Here is a 17,521-nt window from a genome sequence, read left to right as displayed (position 1 = left end):
CGTTAAAACTTTGCAGTTACTCTTAAGCAGAGAGGATAATCAGGCTGGACAGGTGGAAGACCTGTGATTTGGTGGCAAAGCACCAGAAAGAAACCAGGTTTTTTAAAAGAGAGTGACAAAGAGTGATTTTGTATCCGCTTTTACCATGGGTGCAGAGTCACTCTTTTTTTGTGACAAGATGTTAAGAAACGATAAACATTAATTTACCAGAAGTGGAAAAATGTAAGAATTTGTGCCTTGCATCTTAGGTCAGATCACGTTATGATAGTAAGTAGAAAAATGTCGAAAAACGTTTGTGTTACGATGGAAGAAAGTTCCGCAAAGGGGCGGGACGATGGAGTATAAACAGATCATATGGAAAGAAAATCATTGAAACAGAGAAGAAAGCAGATGCGCCGCAGACAGATGATGCAGAAAGTATCACGGATTTCCCTGTGTGTGGTAATCGGCCTTCTTTTTCTTGCGCTTATCTGGAAATTTGCGGGAGCGCAGCTTGCGAAAAAAGGAATTGTACTGAGTAATGACACAGCCGCAAAGACGGTGAGCGAGACGGCGCCGGAGGCGGAGGACGGATCGGGAAATGCGGGAATTAAGAAGCTTGCGGAGACCACGCCGCCGAATGAGACGCCGGGATGGCAGTACAGCTCGTCGGGCTGGTGGTACGCAACGGATGCCACAACGTACTACGTCAACGGCTGGGCAGATATCGACGGAAACCAGTACCATTTTGATTCCAATGGTTACATGGCGACCGGCTGGAAAGCGATCGGCGGAAAAGGCTGTTACTTTGATGACCAGGGTGTTTACCAGCCAGACCGCAACGGCTCGATGATGGTAGCCCTGACCTTTGATGACGGCCCAGGCGTCTATACCAGCACGCTTCTCGATACGCTGGAGCAGTACGGGGCACAGGCGACGTTCTTTATGCTCGGCAGCAATGTGGAAAAATACGGTGCAGATGTGATCCCGCGCATGGCGGCGATCGGCTGTGAGCTTGGAAACCACTCCTATGCGCATCCGAATATGAAAGAACTGAGCACCGACGACGGCCTTGCCCAGTTCCAGATGACGGATGATCTGATCGCCCAGTACAACAACGGACAGGGTGCAACTGTCATCCGTTTCCCGTATGGAAACAGCACCGATGAACTGCTCGCATCTATCGGCCGCCCGAGCATCATGTGGGATGTCGATACCCTGGACTGGCAGACAAAAAATGTACAGGCAAACATCAGCGCCGTTCTCGACAGTGTAAGCCCGGGAGACATTATCCTGATGCATGATATCCACGAGACGACCGTAGAATCGTGTGCAACGATCGTGCCGGAGCTGATCAACCGCGGGTATGAGCTTGTCACGATTCATACTCTTGCAGCGGCAAACGGCGTGGATCTTGCAGCGGGAGAGACGTATTACGGCTTCCATGGCGGAACGACAAACGAATAGAAAACAGAATAGAAAAACGACAAAGAACCGCCGGTTTACTCTCAAATCAAGAGTGAACCGGCGGTTCTTATGTCATTTTATGAAAATTTATTTCATTGCCGCTCTCTTACGAAGTCTGGAATCCAGCTCTTTCTTACGGATACGTAAGGAAACCGGAGTAACCTCAAGAAGCTCGTCCTTGTCGATGAAGTCCAGAGCCTGCTCCAGGGAAAGGATTCTCGGCGGAGTCAGACGCAGTGCCTCGTCGGAAGAAGAAGTACGGGTGTTGGTCAGGTGCTTCGTCTTGCAGACGTTCAGCTCGATATCCTCGGCCTTACCGTTCTGTCCGATAACCATACCGGCGTAAACCTTCTCGCCAGGTCCGATGAACAGAGTACCGCGCTCCTGTGCGGAGTACAGACCGTAGGTAACGGACTCGCCTGCCTCGAAAGCAATCAGGGAACCCTGTTTGCGGTATTCAATGTCGCCCTTGTACGGTGCGTAATCTTCAAACTCGGTGTTCAGGATACCAGTTCCTTTGGTGGAGGTCATGAAGATTCCACGGAAACCAATCAGGCCTCGTGCCGGGATTTCGAACTCCAGACGGGTGGAACCATCGCTTGCGCGGCTCATGCCGTGAAGCTCGCCTTTACGCTCGCTGAGGAGCTGGATGACAGTACCGGAGAACTCGTCCGGAACGTCAACGTATGCGATTTCCATTGGCTCGAGTTTGCGTCCGCGCTCGTCCTCTTTGTAGATAACCTCTGCCTTACTTACTGCGAACTCATATCCCTCACGGCGCATGTTTTCGATCAGGACGGACAGATGCAGCTCACCACGGCCGGAAACCTTGAAGCAGTCTGCGGAATCAGTCTCCTCGACGCGGAGAGAAACGTCAGTGTTCAGCTCACGCATCAGACGGTCGCGCAGGTGGCGGGAAGTTACGTATTTACCTTCTTTACCGGCCAGCGGGCTGTCGTTTACGATGAAGTTCATGGAAATAGTCGGCTCGGAGATTTTCTGGAACGGGATGGAAACCGGGTTGTCCAGATCGCCGCAGAGAGTATCTCCGATGTGGATATCCGGGATACCGGAAACAGCAACGATAGAACCGATGCCTGCCTCAGTAACCTCTACTTTTTTCAGTCCGTCAAATTCATACAGTTTGCTGACCTTTACTTTTTTCTTCTTGGTCAGATCGTGGTGGTTGACCAGCATAACGTCCTGGTTCACGCGGATCGTTCCGTTTTCAACTTTGCCGACACCGATACGTCCAACGTATTCGTTGTAGTCGATGGTACTGATCAGAAGCTGTGTGCCAGCTTCCGGATCGCCGGTCGGAGCCGGGATGTATTTCAGAATGGTCTCGAACAGAGGTGTCATATCCTTCGGGGTGTCGTTCAGATCGAGTACGGCATGACCCAGCTTTGCGGATGCGTACAGGAACGGACAGTCAAGCTGCTCGTCGGATGCGTCGAGATCCATCAGAAGCTCAAGCACTTCGTCGATGACTTCGTCCGGGCGTGCCTCCGGGCGGTCGATTTTGTTGATGCAGACGATAACGGAAAGATTCAGCTCAAGTGCTTTTTTCAGCACGAATTTGGTCTGCGGCATAGCGCCCTCGAATGCGTCTACAACCAGAATAACGCCGTCTACCATTTTCAGAACTCGCTCAACCTCGCCGCCGAAGTCCGCATGGCCTGGGGTGTCGATGATGTTGATTTTCGTTCCTTTGTAGTAAACTGCTGTATTTTTGGAAAGAATGGTGATTCCACGCTCACGCTCGATATCGTTCGAGTCCATGACACGTTCCTGAACCTCCTGATTGGCACGGAAAACGCCACTCTGTTTCAGAAGCTCGTCTACCAGTGTAGTTTTACCATGATCGACATGGGCGATGATGGCAACGTTTCTTACATCTTCTCTCGTTGTTTTCATTTCTTCATTCCTCTTCCTATGGGTTGACCCTGCCGGGTTCAATTTTTCAAAATTTCAAGCCGGCCGGGAATGTTTATCACAGCACAAAGGCAGGTGCCTTGCCGTTTTGTCTCTGCTGGATGCCTGCCTATCTGAACTATTATAGCACAGAACAGAGAAAAAAAACAGGGAAGATGTGACATTTTTTGTATTGCAATGGTAGAAAATACGAAGCATGTGGTGCGGTTTTTACAGAAACATATACAAAAAATTGGGCAGAATGCTGATTTGAATAGAAATAAAAAAATCTGGAAAAAAGTGGTTCTGAAAAAGAAATGTGGTTCATACATTAGGATTATAGATCAGCAAAGTACCGATCAGAAATCAATATTCAGAAAGAAAAGACAAAGGAAGGGGATTTTCATTATGGCAGACAAGATGATTGAAAACAATCAGGTGGTTATCATGGGAGAGATTGTCTCCCCGTTTACATTCAGCCATCAGGTATTCGGAGAGGGCTTTTACCTCGTCGATGTGATGGTCAAGCGGTTGAGTGAATCGCAGGACATCATTCCGGTGATGGTCTCCGAGCGGCTGGTGGACGTATCACAGGATTACCAGGGTGAGTGGATCTGCATCAGCGGTCAGTTTCGGTCCTACAACCGCCACGAGGAGAAGAAGAACCGTCTGGTACTCTCCGTATTTGCGCGGGAATTAAGCTTCGTGGAGGAAGAGGACGATTCCGTCAAATCCAACCAGATTTACCTCGATGGATACATATGTAAACCGCCGGTCTACCGGAAAACACCTCTGGGAAGAGAGATCGCCGACCTTCTGATCGCGGTCAACCGTCCGTATGGAAAATCAGATTATATCCCGTGCATCTGCTGGGGACGGAATGCGCGGTATGCCTCTGCGTTTGCCGTGGGCGGCCACGTTCTCATCTGGGGACGGATCCAGAGCCGGGAATATATGAAGCGGCTGAGCGAGACGGAAATGGAAAAGCGGACCGCGTATGAGGTTTCGGTGAGCAAGCTGGAATATAGTGAGAGTTAAAGCGCGATCCGCTGTTGACAAGAAAATTTAATGATGCTATAGTAAAAGCAGAACTGAAGTGGATAGAGGTCGCATTACTTCAAGAGTACCTTTTCGGATGCCTCAGCAGCAAAAGAAGAAGAGGAAAAGGGAAGAATGCCGAAGGACATCCGGCGCTGAACCGGTATGCTCCTGGGCGCAGGTTGAAAAAATCTGCGACTGTCATCGAGAGATGGAGAGCTATCTGATCATAGATACTGCGTATGTGTGAATTTGGAGGCGATCTTATCTGGGATGAGGCGCCTCTTTTTTAAACGGAAAGTGAAATTTTCCGTGGGAGATAAGCTCCGGCGACTGATTTCTTATGGTTTTATCTGACACAACATACAGGAGGAAAAGAGAATGTCTATTTTTAAAGGTGCAGCTGTTGCAATTATCACACCGATGACCGAAACACAGGAAGTGAATTACGAAAAACTCGGAGAACTGATTGAGGAGCAGATCGCCGGCGGAACCGACGCCATCGTTATCTGCGGAACCACCGGTGAGGCTTCGACCCTGTCCCATGAGGAGCATCTGGATGCCATCAAATATACCGTGGAAAAAGTAAATCACAGAATCCCGGTAATTGCAGGAACCGGCTCCAACAGCACGGAGACAGCAATTTATCTGTCTCAGGAAGCAGAAAAATACGGCGTGGACGGACTTCTTCTCGTTTCTCCGTATTACAATAAAGCAACACAGAAGGGCCTGATTGCACACTTTACCGCAATCGCAGACAGCGTCAAAGTGCCGGTCATCCTTTACAACATTCAGGGCAGAACCGGCGTAAACATTGCACCGGAAACGATCGTCTATCTGTTCAACAACGTTGAGAATATCGTTGCAGTCAAAGAGGCTTCCGGAAACATTTCCCAGGTCGCAAAAATTATGCAGCTGACCGATGGAAAGATCGATCTGTACTCCGGAAACGACGATCAGGTTGTGCCGATCCTTTCCCTTGGCGGAAGCGGTGTAATCTCCGTTCTTTCCAACGTAGCACCGCGTGAGACCCACGACATGGTACAGAAATTCCTCGACGGCGATGTGGCCGGATCCAGAGAAATCCAGCTGAGAGCACTGCCGCTCATCGATGCGCTGTTCTGCGAAGTAAACCCGATTCCGGTAAAAGCAGCGCTGAACCTGATGGGCAAAGAGGTTGGCCCGCTTCGTCTGCCGCTGACCGAGATGGAGCCGCAGAACCAGGAGCGCCTGGCAAAGGCTATGAAAGATTTTGGAATCAAACTGGCTTAAGTTAAGAATACACGAAGTAAAGAAGGAAAAAGACAATGGTTAAAATTATTATGCATGGCTGCAACGGCCATATGGGACAGGTCATCACCGGCCTGGTAAAAGAAGATGCAAATGCAGAAATCATAGCCGGAATCGATATGAACGACAACGGCCAGAACGATTATCCGGTATTCAAAAGCCTGGCAGAATGCGATGTTCCGGCAGACGTAGTCGTTGACTTTTCTTCCTACAAGGCAGCCGACGCACTGCTCGATGCCTGCAAGGAGAAAAAACTTCCACTCGTCCTCTGCACCACAGGCCTCACCGAGGATCAGCTCAAAAAAGTGCAGGAGACCAGCAAAGAAATCCCGGTTCTCCGCTCTGCAAATATGTCCCTTGGTGTGAATACGCTGATGAAACTGGTACAGGCAGCTGCAAAAGTGCTTGCCGAAGCAGGCTTTGATATGGAAATCGTGGAGAAACACCACAAACTGAAATGCGATGCCCCGAGCGGAACCGCCATCGCCCTGGCTGACAGCCTGAATGAGGCAATGGACAACCAGTACCACTATGTTTATGACAGAAGCCAGCGCCACGAGCAGCGTGATCCGAAGGAAATCGGAATCTCTGCCGTACGCGGCGGCACGATCGTCGGAGATCACGATGTCATCTTCGCAGGACCGGACGAGGTTGTTATCCTTTCCCACAGGGCATATTCCAAAGGAGTTTTCGGAAAAGGAGCTGTAGAGGCTGCAAAATTCCTGGCTGGAAAACCGGCTGGCATGTATGACATGCAGGATGTCATTGCTGCGAAATAAGGCAGAAACAGGGAAAAAGTGAATAGAAACCAGAAAGTGCGCAACGAAAATGCGAAACGTTGCGCACTTTTTCTTTTCTTACAACGGGATTTTCGGAATTGAGGAAGTTATTTTGCAGAATATTTGGCAGAATACACAAGAAAAAATACGGAATATCAAAAGAGAACGTGAAAATCGCAAACGGTAATGGAAAAATCAATGCGCAACAAGGTAAAACGCTAAAGTTGCGCATTTTGCACAAAAAATAGTAAAACAGTATATTTCGACAAGAAATATCTTATAAAAACTGCGAATTGTAAACAATATGCCGAAATGATATGATAATGGCACAAAGAAAAATAAAGAGTTGAGCAACAAAAAAGTTGCGCAAACAAGAAAGGGAATGAGAAGATGAAAAAGAATGGTTGGAAAGGGTTTTGCAAAAAGCTCTACAAGTACCGGGTATTTCTTCTGATGCTTGCACCGGCAGTAATTTATACCCTGATTTTTTCCTACTACCCGATGACAGGAATTGTAATGGCATTCAAAAAATACTCCTACGCAGGAGGTATCTGGGGAAGCCCGTGGAACGGATTTGATAACTTCAAGTTCTTCTTTAAATCAGGACAGGCCGGACTCGTTACCAGAAATACCGTGCTGTATAATCTGGCATTTATTGCGATCAACACGACGATGCAGATTGCCGTTGCCGTGCTTCTGACCGAGATCCGCAACAAACATTACCGTAAGATCACACAGTCGCTGATGTTTCTGCCGTATTTCATTTCCTGGGTTATCGTAGGAGTTATGGCATTCAATATTTTCAGTTCCGACTACGGTTTTCTAAACCGACTGATTGAAACCTTCGGTGGAACACCAATCAAGTTTTACACGACACCAAAGGCATGGCCGTTTATCCTTGTCTTCTTTAATGTATGGAAGGGAATCGGATACGGTTCTGTTATGTACCTGGCAGCGATTATGGGAATTGACACTTCGATTTATGAAGCAGCCCGCATCGACGGAGCAAACGTGTTCCAGCGAATTTTCAAAGTAACAATCCCGATGATCATGCCGACCACAATCATCCTGCTTCTGCTATCCGTCGGAGGCATCTTCAAAGGAAACTTTGATATGTTCTACAACCTGGTTGGAAGTAACGGTCTTCTGTACAACTACACCGATGTAATTGATACCCTGACGTTCCGTGCCTTAATCAGCAGCAACGACTTCGGAATGTCCGCAGCTGTTGGTCTGTATCAGTCGGTACTGTGCTTTATCACTGTCGTAATCGTAAACAAACTGGTTGGTCTTTATGATAAAGACTACACCTTATTCTAGGAGGGATGAAAAGTGGGATCTTCCAGTCATACAAGTAAAATCAAAAGAGGAAAAGATGCGGTTGCACTTGATATCATCGCGTACGGATTCTGCGGAATCATCGCGCTGGTCTGCCTCGTTCCTTTCATCATGATCGTATCCGGCTCGTTTTCTTCGGAATCGGCCATTATCCAGAACGGTTTCAGCCTTCTGCCGCAGGATTTCAGCCTGGAGGCATACAAAACCGTATTTAAAGATCCTATGGTTGTCTTCCGCGCATACGGCACGACCATCGGTCTGACCATCGTCGGAACGGTACTTGGTCTGCTGCTGCAGACTATGACAGCTTATGTACTGTCACGTAAGGAGTTTGAGTGGAGAAATCAGTTTTCGTTTTTCTTCTACTTTACCACTTTGTTTTCCGGCGGTCTTGTTCCGTACTACGTACTGATGACACAGACCCTGAATCTGCGGGACAGCTACCTTGCACTGCTCCTTCCGCTGCTGTTCAGCGTATACAACCTTCTGATCATGAAGAGTTACATCGTGGGACTTCCGGATTCTCTGATTGAAGCGGCCAAGATTGATGGCTGCGGCGAGTTCCGTATTCTGTTCCGGATTGTAATGCCGCTGATCAAACCGGCACTTGCTACCGTGGGCCTCTTCATTGCACTGGCTTATTGGAATGACTGGTACAATGCGATGCTGTATATCAAAGACACGAACAAGTATCCGCTGCAGTATTTCCTGTATCAGCAGGTTAATGATATTGAGGCATATAAAAAGCTTCTTGCAAACAACGCCGCAGGCTCTGCCGTCAGCGCAATCTCATTGCCGACCCAGTCCCTGAAAATGGCACTTACCATTGTAGTAACCGGCCCGATCGTTCTGGCATATCCGCTGGTACAGAAATACTTTGTACAGGGTATCACAATCGGAGCAGTCAAAGGCTGATACAAATCATGTTAATTTAACTGAATCAAGTAAGTCCCCTGTTTCCATTGCGAAAAGCAATAAGCAGGCGGGTGGGGACTTGCTTGTATCAGGAGGAGTGCAAGCTCCTTCTGATAAACTGCGGAGCAGTTATTCGGTTATGAGCAAGTAGCAAAGCGGATTGCGAATATCCGCTTGAATTACACATTATATTTATGAAGGAGGTTCTTTATGAAAAAGAGCACAAAAAAACTGGTATCTGTATTACTTGCATCCGCAATGGCAGCCGGCATGCTGGCAGGATGCGGTTCCGGCAACGGAAAGGGAAGCACGGGCGACAGCAAAAGCAGCTCCGCAGCTTCCGGCACATCGGGAGACAACCTGAGTGCAGACACTTCGGAGCATGTCGATCTGACGATGTATCTGATCGGCGACCGTACCCCGGATTTTGATGAGGTTTACGCCAAAATCAATGAGATTCTGGAAGAGAAGCTGAACTGCTCTCTGAACGTAGAATTCCTTTCCTGGGGCGAGCATGACACGAAATATTCCCTGCTGTTCTCCTCACAGGAAGATTTTGACCTGATCTTTACCGCATCGAGCTGGTGCCATTACGAGCAGACCGTTTCCCTCGGCGGATTTGCACCGCTTTCTGAGGACTTTATCAAAACGTATGCACCGGATATCTGGGAGGTTGTTCCGGAAATGGCATGGGAGCAGGCAAAGATTGACGGACAAATCTACATGGTTCCGAGCTATGCCAACGAGTTTGGTCAGGAAGTTCTGGCAGTGCGCGGTGACCTGATGGAAAAATACGGTATGGATGATATTACATCCTGGGATGACCTGATGAAGTTCTACAAAGCATGTGCAGCAGACGGTATCTATGCAAGTCAGGGCGGACCGTGGTATCCATTCTTCCAGTCCCAGGGCTATTCCACAACGGGCGGAGCACCGAAGGGCGGCGAGCTGATTCTGTATCATACCCAGGATCCGAAAGATCTTGAATTCCAGTACATCGGTGAATGGGATGCGTTCCGTGAGTACTGCCAGGAGATGAAAGACCTGGTAGACGCCGGAGCATGGTCCAGCGACGTATTAAACAGCAGCGATGAGAGACAGACCGGACTTCTGACCGGAAGAACAGCAAGCATGAGCTGGAATCTCGGAACCTGTCTTACCTACGGAAAACAGGCAAATGAGGAACATCCGGATTGGAATGTAACGATGGTAGACCCGAACAAAAACCTGTCGAAAAAAGTAAACTCTTACATCAACAACGGTGTTGCCATCAACGCAAACAGTAAAAACAAAGAGAGAGCCATGATGGTATTAAATGAATTCTACACCAACCCGGATGTTTACGATCTGGCTATGCTCGGTATCGAAGGAAAGCACTGGGAAGCAGTCGGTGATGATCAGTACAAAGTTATTGATGAGAGCGGCTATGGTGTAGCAAGTAACTGCAACTGGGGATGGAACAACTGCACCATCCAGAGAGAGGAATATCTTGAGAACAGAACGGCTCTGGACGACAAGTATGAAAGCATCAAAGATGCCTTCAACAACAACATCAAAGAAGATCATGTTTACGACGGATTTAACTTTGATTCCAGCAATGTAAGTACACAGTTTGCAGCAGTAGAGGCAGCCATCGACAATTATTATAACCCGCTGATCAACGGTCTCGTTGACGATGTGGACGCTTCCATCGATGCCATGAACGCAGCTATGGACAGCGCCGGAATCCAGGATATTCTGGATGAGATGAACCGTCAGGCAGCAGAGTATGTAGCGGAGAAAGAAGAAAAATAAAACAGTAAAATAAAACAGGGAATGGACGCGCTGGTCTGCCAGAAGCTCCGGCGCGGCCGTTCCTTCTTTTAGAGATCAAGTGATGGTTCAAAAAGCTTTGAGGGATGACTTGATTTCTAACAGCATTCGTATTAAATATAAAAATATAGGAATTTTTCAAATTTAACAGAAAGTGACAGGGTATTTTTATGACACTGGAGGAAATTGCAAAAGAGATAGGGGTATCAAAAAGTACCGTTTCCCGTGCACTGTCCGGTAAGGGCAGAATCGGAGAGAAGACCAGAAACCGGATTCTCGAGGTGGCAAAACGGGGAGAAGAGCGGGAGGAGATGGCGCGGACCCGAACGGTGACGCACAACATCGGCGTGGTACTGCCTTCAGACGTTTATTATGGAAGCGGTGTTTATTTCCAGAACTGTCTGCTCGGCGTCTGCGAATCGGCATCGATGCTCGGGTACAATGTGCTGATTACGACGAGCAACGCGCATGATATTTCAGAGCTGCAGTCGCTGGTGGAGTCGAACCGGGTGGATGGTATGCTCCTGACACGTGCGCTTGAGGATGACCGTGCGCTGCAGTATTTAAGTCAGGCAAATTTCCCGACAGCACTGACGGGAACATGCCGGTATGACAACATTATCCAGGTGGATACCGACAATGAGGGTGCGGCAGAGAAAATGACAACGCTGCTGATCGGAAAGGGATTCCGCAGATTTGCGTTTCTTGTCAAGGATATGAGCTATAACGTAGACCGCAAGCGTCACGAAGGTTTCTGCCGGGCGCTGATTAAAAATGGAATTTCCGAGAAGGATCAGCTTTTCTACAATGGTTCGATCCGTATGGAGTTTCTGGATGCGATCATTGAAAATATTATATCCAAAAAAGTGGAATGCATCATCTGTGGCGACGACGAGATTTGTACGATGGTGATGTCCCGGCTCCAGGCGGAAGGCTATCGAATTCCCAAGGACGTCGCGATTGCTTCGCTCTACAACAGCACCAATCTGGACTGCTATTCCCCTGCAGTTACAGCAGTCAGTGTGGCAGCATCCCAGATGGGAGGCACAGCCGTGCGTCAGCTGATCCAGCGGCTCCGAGGGGAAAATTATGAGAAGAAGACGATGCTGGATTACGACATTTTATTCCGAAAATCGACAAACTAACGTAGCAGGGAGGACAGAACAATGGAATTTCAGAAGGGAATGGATCTATCTTTTATACCGGAGCTGGAAGATGCCGGAGTACAGGTGAAGGACTTTGACGGAACTGTTATGGATCCGCTGGATCTCGTTCAGAAATACGGGGTAAATTCCGTACGGCTCCGTATTTGGAATGCGCCGGAGCATGTCAGGGAGTCCGGCGGATACTGCAGCTATGCGCATACACTGGCGATGGCAAAACGGATCCGGGCACATGGCATGAGCTTTATGCTGGATTTCCATTATTCTGATTTCTGGGCGGATCCCGGTCAGCAGAGAAAGCCGAAAGATTGGGAAAACTTAAGCTTTAAAGAATTAAAAGAGGCTGTTTTTTCTTATACAAGAGATACGCTGACGGCATTAAAAGAGGAGGACGTTCTGCCGGATATTGTTCAGATCGGAAATGAGATCCGAAGCGGCCTTCTGTTTCCGGACGGAGAGCTGCCGGATTATACAAAAATGGTACAGCTTGTAAATGCCGGAATCCGCGGTGCGCGGGCTGCAGCCGGAAAAGATGAGATGCAGGTTATGATCCATCTCGACCAGGGCGGACGGTATTTCTATCTGAAAGAGTGGTTTGACTGTTCCTTTGAGGCAGGACTCGAGGATTTTGACCTGATCGGACTTTCCTATTATCCATTCTGGCACGGCACTTTCACGGATCTGAAAGAGACAATGACGAAGCTGATCCAGGATTGCAAAAAGCCGATTATGGTCGTTGAGACGGCGCATGCATGGAGAAAGAGTGCGCATGGGTTTATCGATGAACAGCAGGAAAAAATCGCAGGATTTCCGGCGACGCCTGCCGGACAGAAGCAGGTGCTGGATCTGGTTGCCAATATCGTTGCTTCGCTGCCGGATGAAATGGGGCAGGGTATCTATTACTGGGAACCGATCTGTGTTCCGAAAGACGGTGAGGGCGGCTGGTCGGAAAATATGGGTCTGCTGGAGGAGAAGGGAACCATCATGGAGGGCATTCGTTCTTTCCTGTTTACACGGAATGATGCCTGTCCGGAAAAACCGGCCAAGATTTACGAGCCGGAGCCAATGACCGTAGTAAAAGACGAAGCATGCGGTCTGCCGGAGATGCTCCCGGTTTTGCTGTATGACGGAATGGTGGAGCAGCGGCGGGTAAACTGGAACGAAGTGCCGGACACACGCGTGACAGGCGAATATGATGTGACAGGAAATGTGGAAGGTGTTCCGTTTGCTGCACATGCGAAGATCTGCGTGGTGGAAGAGCTGCCGGAGGCGGAGAATCTGTTGCTCGATGTCGGCTGGGAAGACGGCCTGGCGCGCTGGAACGTAGAAAAATCCGAGGATGCCGTTGCAGTACAGCTGTTTCCGGAGTTTGTCGATCCGTTCCCAGCTCCGCCGGTGAATGCGGTACGCGTAGAAGCACCGAAAAACTTTACGTTTTCGATCTGCCAGACGGTAAAGGTACAGGAGGCAGGAACGTATACATTATCTGTTGCCTTTCAGGGAACCGATACAACAAATGTGGATGTGCGGCTGTTCCTCAATACGGAAGAGGGAAAAGAAGAGACTGTGATTCATCCGACAGAACATGCATGGACCGGCTACAAAGTGACATGCGAAATCAGAAAACCGCAGGAAGTCACTGCCGGAATCCGAATTTCATCGCCGCCGATGTACGGCATGATGCGGAATTTCTGTCTGCAGACAGTAAAAAGAGAGGGACAATAAGACGATGAGAGCAGAGTACAGCTATTGCAGGGATTATCTGATTAAAAATGGAAAACCGTGGTTTCCGGTGATGGGCGAAATGCATTACAGTCGGTACCGCAAAGAGTGGTGGGAGGAATCACTGCGCAAAATAAAGGCGGGCGGAGTTTCTGTCGTCTCGGCCTATGTGATCTGGATTCACCACGAGGAAGAGGAAAATGTGTTTGATTTTGAAGGATGCCGGGATATCGGAACGTTTGTAAGACTGTGCCGGAAAGTCGGACTGTCGGTATTCTTGCGTATCGGACCGTTTGTGCACGGGGAAGTGCGGAACGGCGGATTCCCGGACTGGATCATCGAGAGAGAGAAAGAGGGCATGGCGATCCGCTGTAACAACGAGGAATATCTTGGCTATGTCAGACGGTTCTGGAAAAAGGTTTATGCGCAGGTCGATGGATGCATGGAAAAGGACGGCGGTCCGGTGATCGGTATTCAGATCGAGAATGAGTACGGCCACGTCGGCGGTCTGCAGGGACCGGAGGGCGAGGCGCATATCCGCACATTGACAGCAATGGCAAAGGAAATTGGCTTTGATGTGCCGCTGTACACGGCGACCGGTTGGGGCGGAGCCTGCATCGGCGATCTGCTTCCGGTCATGGGCGGCTACTGTGAAGCACCATGGGATCAGAGAACGTGCGAGATTGAGCCGAACGCAAACTTTGTGTTCAGCCACACAAGGAACGATGCACTGATTGCGTGTGATCATCATGTGGAAAATGCAAACAGTTACAACGAGGAGGATTTTCCGTTTTTGACGGCAGAACTTGGAGGCGGGCTTCAGGTTACCATGCACAGAAGACCGGTGGCGAAGGGATGCGATGTCGGAGCGATGTCTACCGTAAAAATGGGAAGTGGAGCAGGGCTGCTCGGCTACTATATGTACCACGGCGGCAGCAATCCGAAGGGAAAACTGTCCACCCTGCAGGAGAGCCGCGCGACAGGATATCTGAACGACCTGCCGGAGATCAATTACGATTTCAACGCGCCGATCCGGCAGTACGGAACAATCTCGGACAGCTATCGGGAGATCAAGCTGCTGGCGCTGTTTTTGAATGATTTTGGCGAGGATATGGCCTCACTTCGGTCTGAAATTCCAACGATAAGGATTCTGCCGGGAGATATGCACACGGTTCGGACAGCGTGCCGTCACGATGCGGACCATGGATACGTCTTTTTTAACAATTACCAGAGAAGATGGAAGATGGATGATCATCCACAGGTGAAACTGGAGGGACTCCTGGATGGAAAGGCGAGCGTGGGATTTCCGGCATTTGACCTGAAAGAGGGAATGTATGGATTTTTTCCGTACAATATGAAACTAAACGATGCGGTTCTTCACACGGCACTTGCCACACCGCTCTGCGTTTTACATACGAAAAAGGGAGATGCGTTCGTATTTTACGGTGATCTCGACCCGCAGATTCAGTGGGAGGGCGATGCGCGCGCAGAACTCTGCCTGATTTCCCGGCAGGAGGCGCTGAATGCATGGAAGGTGCATCTGGATCAGGATTATCTCGTTCTTTCCGAAAATTATGTCTGGGAAGAAAACGGTGAGCTTGTTGTGACAGGCAGTGGAAAAACCATGATCGCTGTGTATCCGGCAGTGGAAAAAGGCATTGTGGATTTCAAAGAGTGTGGAAAAAGAGGAAACTTTACGCTGTATGAGCGTATTTACAAAGCACAGGAGCCGGAGGCAGAGCTTGTCTGCAAAGAGCAGGATAAAGAGAAAGCAGTATACGAACTGAAGCTTGCTTATCCGGGCGAAAAAAATTATCACGATGCGTTTGCTTTTCTGACCTGGTACGGAAACCGTATGGAAGTGTTTGATGGGGAAGAGAAAATCAACGATTATTTCTATACCGGTCAGGAGGCCCTGTTAAGCCTTGGCTATTTTGAGTTTCCGGAGAAACTGAAACTCGTTGTCTATCCTCTGCATCCGGGTGATCCGATTTTTCTGGAAAAGCAGCCGGATGCAGCGGATGGATGTGCCTGCAAAATTGAGAAGCTGCACGTGGAGACGATATTTCGATGAACAGAGAAAGGAAAACGAACATGAACCAGAGTGGATTTATCTATGGAGGGGATTATAACCCGGAGCAGTGGCTTGCGATGCCGGAAATTCTGGAGCAGGATATCGAATATATGAAGGAGGCGCATATCAACGAGGTGACGCTTGGTGTCTTTTCCTGGTCTGTGCTCGAGCCGGAGGAGGGTGTATACCACCTGGAATGGCTGGAAAAGATCATGGATCAGCTGTATAAGAATGAGATTTCAGTAATTCTCTCGACACCGTCTGCAGCACGCCCGAAGTGGCTTGCAGACAAATACCCGGAGGTACTGCGCGTAAACGCGGACCGCACGAAAAATCTGTTCGGCGGACGCCATAATCACTGTTATACTTCGCCGGTTTACCGGGAAAAGGTGGGGAAAATTGATCGCCTGCTGAGCGAGAAGTTTGGAAAGCACCCGGCGGTAAAAATGTGGCACATTTCGAATGAACTGAGTGGAGAATGCCATTGCCCGCTCTGCCAGAAGGCATTTCAGGGGTGGCTGAAGAAAAAATATGAGACGATTGATGCATTGAATATGTCGTGGAATACAACGTTCTGGAGCCATTCGTATCAGAATTTTGAGCAGATTGAGAGTCCGTCCCCAAAGGGTGAGATGGGGCTTCACGGACTGAATCTTGACTGGAAACGGTTTGTGACAGATCAGACAGCAGACTTTGTTGCCTGGGAAAAAGCAGCGATCCGCGCGGGCGGTTCCGAACTTCCGGTGACAATCAACATGATGTATGATTTCCAGGGACTGAATTATCATAAGTTCAAGGATCTGATTGATGTGGTGTCATGGGATAATTATCCGACCTGGCACAAGGAAGCAGAAGAGGTGACTGCGCTTGATGCGGCACTGCAGCACGATTTTATGCGGAGTTTGATGAAAAAACCGTTCCTTCTGATGGAGTCCTGCCCGACAAGCACGAACTGGCAGAGTGTCAGCAAGCTGAAACGGCCTGGGCTTTTAAAGGCGGCATCGCTGCAGGCAGTGGCGCATGGTTCCGACAGTGTCCAGTATTTCCAGATCCGCCAGAGCCGCGGTGCGAGCGAGAAGTTCCACGGGGCGGTCATTGACCACTACGGCGGAAAGGATACGCGCGTGTTCCGTGAGGTGACAGAGACGGGCGAGGCGCTTTTGGATCTGGCGCAGATTGCGGGAAGCACGACGAAGGCACAGGCTGCAATTTTGCATGACTGCGAAAGCCGCTGGGCCATGGAGGATGCGCAGGGACCACGGAATATGGGACTGCATTACATGAATACCGTGAAGAAAGTATATGGCGGTCTTCGGAAACTGGGTGTGAATGTGGATTTCCTTGATATGGAGGAGAGTCTTTCCGGCTACCGGATTGTCTTTGCACCGATGCTGTATCTGTTTCGGGCCGGAATTGAGGAAAAAATCCGGAATTTCGTGGCAGACGGCGGCACCTTTGTGATGACATACTGGTCGGGAGTTGTGGATGAAAACGACCTCTGTTTCCTCGGCGGAACCCCGCACGGACTGATGGATGTATTCGGCCTGCGGAGCACCGAGCTGGACGCATTGTATGATCAGGATGTGAATGCGGGTGTGGGAGAAGGAAAGACATATGAAATCCGAAATTTCTGCGACCTGGTAAAAACGAACGGTGCCGAAACGCTGCTGGCATACCGTGACGATTTCTATGCGGGATATCCGGCACTGACGAAAAATGTATTTGGAGAGGGCGAGGCGTATTATGTCTGCGCAGATTTTGAACAGGCATTTTACGATGACTTCTGCCGGAAATTGGCAGAAGAAAAAGGCCTGGAACGCGCGGCAGCCGAAATCCCGGAAGGGCTCGATGTTGCAACAAGGGAGGATGAGAAATACAAGTATCTGTTTGTACAGAACTACGGAGCTGAACCGGCTGCATTTCCGATGGATACGGAAACATACCAGCCGATGACGGGAGAGTATGATGGAGTGGTCAGAAGATTTGAGACGGTTGTGTTTCGAAAAGAAAAATAGAAGTTAGGGAATAGA

12 protein-coding genes and 1 riboswitch are annotated in these 17,521 nt (G+C 49.2%); of the genes, 11 read left to right on the top strand and 1 reads right to left on the bottom strand.

What is annotated here, in order from left to right:
* Nucleotides 1-369: 369 nt before the first annotated feature.
* Nucleotides 370-1,446: a polysaccharide deacetylase family protein gene (locus DW743_RS10340; protein ID WP_158568314.1), complete on the top strand. Its 1,077-nt coding sequence runs from the start codon at nucleotides 370-372 to the stop codon at nucleotides 1,444-1,446.
* An 87-nt stretch (nucleotides 1,447-1,533) separates the two neighbouring features.
* On the opposite strand, the gene typA is transcribed toward DW743_RS10340, so the two are convergent.
* Nucleotides 1,534-3,363 (bottom strand): translational GTPase TypA, encoded by a 1,830-nt coding sequence (gene typA, locus DW743_RS10335; protein WP_055266953.1) that lies wholly within the window; start codon nucleotides 3,361-3,363, stop codon nucleotides 1,534-1,536.
* Nucleotides 3,364-3,768: 405 nt separating this feature from the next.
* On the opposite strand from typA, the gene DW743_RS10330 reads away from it, so the two are divergent.
* The 10 genes from DW743_RS10330 to DW743_RS10285 all read left to right on the top strand — a co-directional run bounded on the left by DW743_RS10330 (nucleotide 3,769) and on the right by DW743_RS10285 (nucleotide 17,506).
* Nucleotides 3,769-4,398, top strand: a complete 630-nt coding sequence (locus DW743_RS10330) for a single-stranded DNA-binding protein (RefSeq protein WP_055220802.1) — start codon at nucleotides 3,769-3,771, stop codon at nucleotides 4,396-4,398.
* Between the two features lie 55 nt (nucleotides 4,399-4,453).
* A riboswitch (Lysine riboswitch) is annotated at nucleotides 4,454-4,628 on the top strand.
* A 151-nt stretch (nucleotides 4,629-4,779) separates the two neighbouring features.
* Entirely contained in the window at nucleotides 4,780-5,670 is an 891-nt protein-coding gene (dapA, locus tag DW743_RS10325; protein ID WP_022461866.1) for a 4-hydroxy-tetrahydrodipicolinate synthase, read from the top strand.
* A 35-nt stretch (nucleotides 5,671-5,705) separates the two neighbouring features.
* A complete protein-coding gene (dapB, locus tag DW743_RS10320) occupies nucleotides 5,706-6,467 on the top strand; it encodes a 4-hydroxy-tetrahydrodipicolinate reductase (protein ID WP_022461865.1) in 762 nt (253 codons plus the stop codon).
* 390 nt (nucleotides 6,468-6,857) lie between these two features.
* Nucleotides 6,858-7,787: an ABC transporter permease gene (locus DW743_RS10315; protein ID WP_022461864.1), complete on the top strand. Its 930-nt coding sequence runs from the start codon at nucleotides 6,858-6,860 to the stop codon at nucleotides 7,785-7,787.
* A gap of 12 nt (nucleotides 7,788-7,799) precedes the next feature.
* Nucleotides 7,800-8,720 carry a carbohydrate ABC transporter permease gene (locus DW743_RS10310; RefSeq protein ID WP_022461863.1) on the top strand — a complete coding sequence of 307 codons (921 nt, stop codon included), beginning with the start codon at nucleotides 7,800-7,802 and terminating at the stop codon, nucleotides 8,718-8,720.
* A gap of 210 nt (nucleotides 8,721-8,930) precedes the next feature.
* Nucleotides 8,931-10,514: an ABC transporter substrate-binding protein gene (locus DW743_RS10305; protein WP_022461862.1), complete on the top strand. Its 1,584-nt coding sequence runs from the start codon at nucleotides 8,931-8,933 to the stop codon at nucleotides 10,512-10,514.
* Between the two features lie 188 nt (nucleotides 10,515-10,702).
* Nucleotides 10,703-11,677, top strand: coding sequence for a LacI family DNA-binding transcriptional regulator (locus DW743_RS10300; protein WP_055227760.1), 975 nt, complete (start codon nucleotides 10,703-10,705; stop codon nucleotides 11,675-11,677).
* Nucleotides 11,678-11,698: 21 nt separating this feature from the next.
* A complete protein-coding gene (locus DW743_RS10295) occupies nucleotides 11,699-13,420 on the top strand; it encodes a glycosyl hydrolase 53 family protein (protein ID WP_117761430.1) in 1,722 nt (573 codons plus the stop codon).
* Nucleotides 13,421-13,424: 4 nt separating this feature from the next.
* Complete coding sequence (locus tag DW743_RS10290) at nucleotides 13,425-15,491, top strand: beta-galactosidase (protein WP_022461859.1); 2,067 nt, start codon at nucleotides 13,425-13,427, stop codon at nucleotides 15,489-15,491.
* Complete coding sequence (locus tag DW743_RS10285) at nucleotides 15,488-17,506, top strand: beta-galactosidase (protein ID WP_055266955.1); 2,019 nt, start codon at nucleotides 15,488-15,490, stop codon at nucleotides 17,504-17,506. Before DW743_RS10290 ends, DW743_RS10285 begins: the two co-directional genes overlap by 4 nt.
* Nucleotides 17,507-17,521: the final 15 nt, after the last annotated feature.

The organism is Blautia sp. AM28-27 (genome assembly GCF_003480905.1).
Classification (GTDB): Bacteria; Bacillota; Clostridia; order Lachnospirales; family Lachnospiraceae; genus Fusicatenibacter; species Fusicatenibacter saccharivorans.
The sequence above is the reverse complement of the archived record's forward strand: the minus strand, read 5'-3'. Positions and strand labels throughout refer to the sequence as shown.

Coding starts and splice junctions, on each gene's coding strand:
- typA (WP_055266953.1), bottom strand. CDS start 3,363: ATGAAAACAACGAGAGAAGATGTAAGAAACGTTGCCATCATCGCCCAT.
- DW743_RS10330 (WP_055220802.1), top strand. CDS start 3,769: ATGGCAGACAAGATGATTGAAAACAATCAGGTGGTTATCATGGGAGAG.
- dapA (WP_022461866.1), top strand. CDS start 4,780: ATGTCTATTTTTAAAGGTGCAGCTGTTGCAATTATCACACCGATGACC.
- dapB (WP_022461865.1), top strand. CDS start 5,706: ATGGTTAAAATTATTATGCATGGCTGCAACGGCCATATGGGACAGGTC.
- DW743_RS10315 (WP_022461864.1), top strand. CDS start 6,858: ATGAAAAAGAATGGTTGGAAAGGGTTTTGCAAAAAGCTCTACAAGTAC.
- DW743_RS10305 (WP_022461862.1), top strand. CDS start 8,931: ATGAAAAAGAGCACAAAAAAACTGGTATCTGTATTACTTGCATCCGCA.
- DW743_RS10300 (WP_055227760.1), top strand. CDS start 10,703: ATGACACTGGAGGAAATTGCAAAAGAGATAGGGGTATCAAAAAGTACC.
- DW743_RS10295 (WP_117761430.1), top strand. CDS start 11,699: ATGGAATTTCAGAAGGGAATGGATCTATCTTTTATACCGGAGCTGGAA.
- DW743_RS10290 (WP_022461859.1), top strand. CDS start 13,425: ATGAGAGCAGAGTACAGCTATTGCAGGGATTATCTGATTAAAAATGGA.
- DW743_RS10285 (WP_055266955.1), top strand. CDS start 15,488: ATGAACAGAGAAAGGAAAACGAACATGAACCAGAGTGGATTTATCTAT.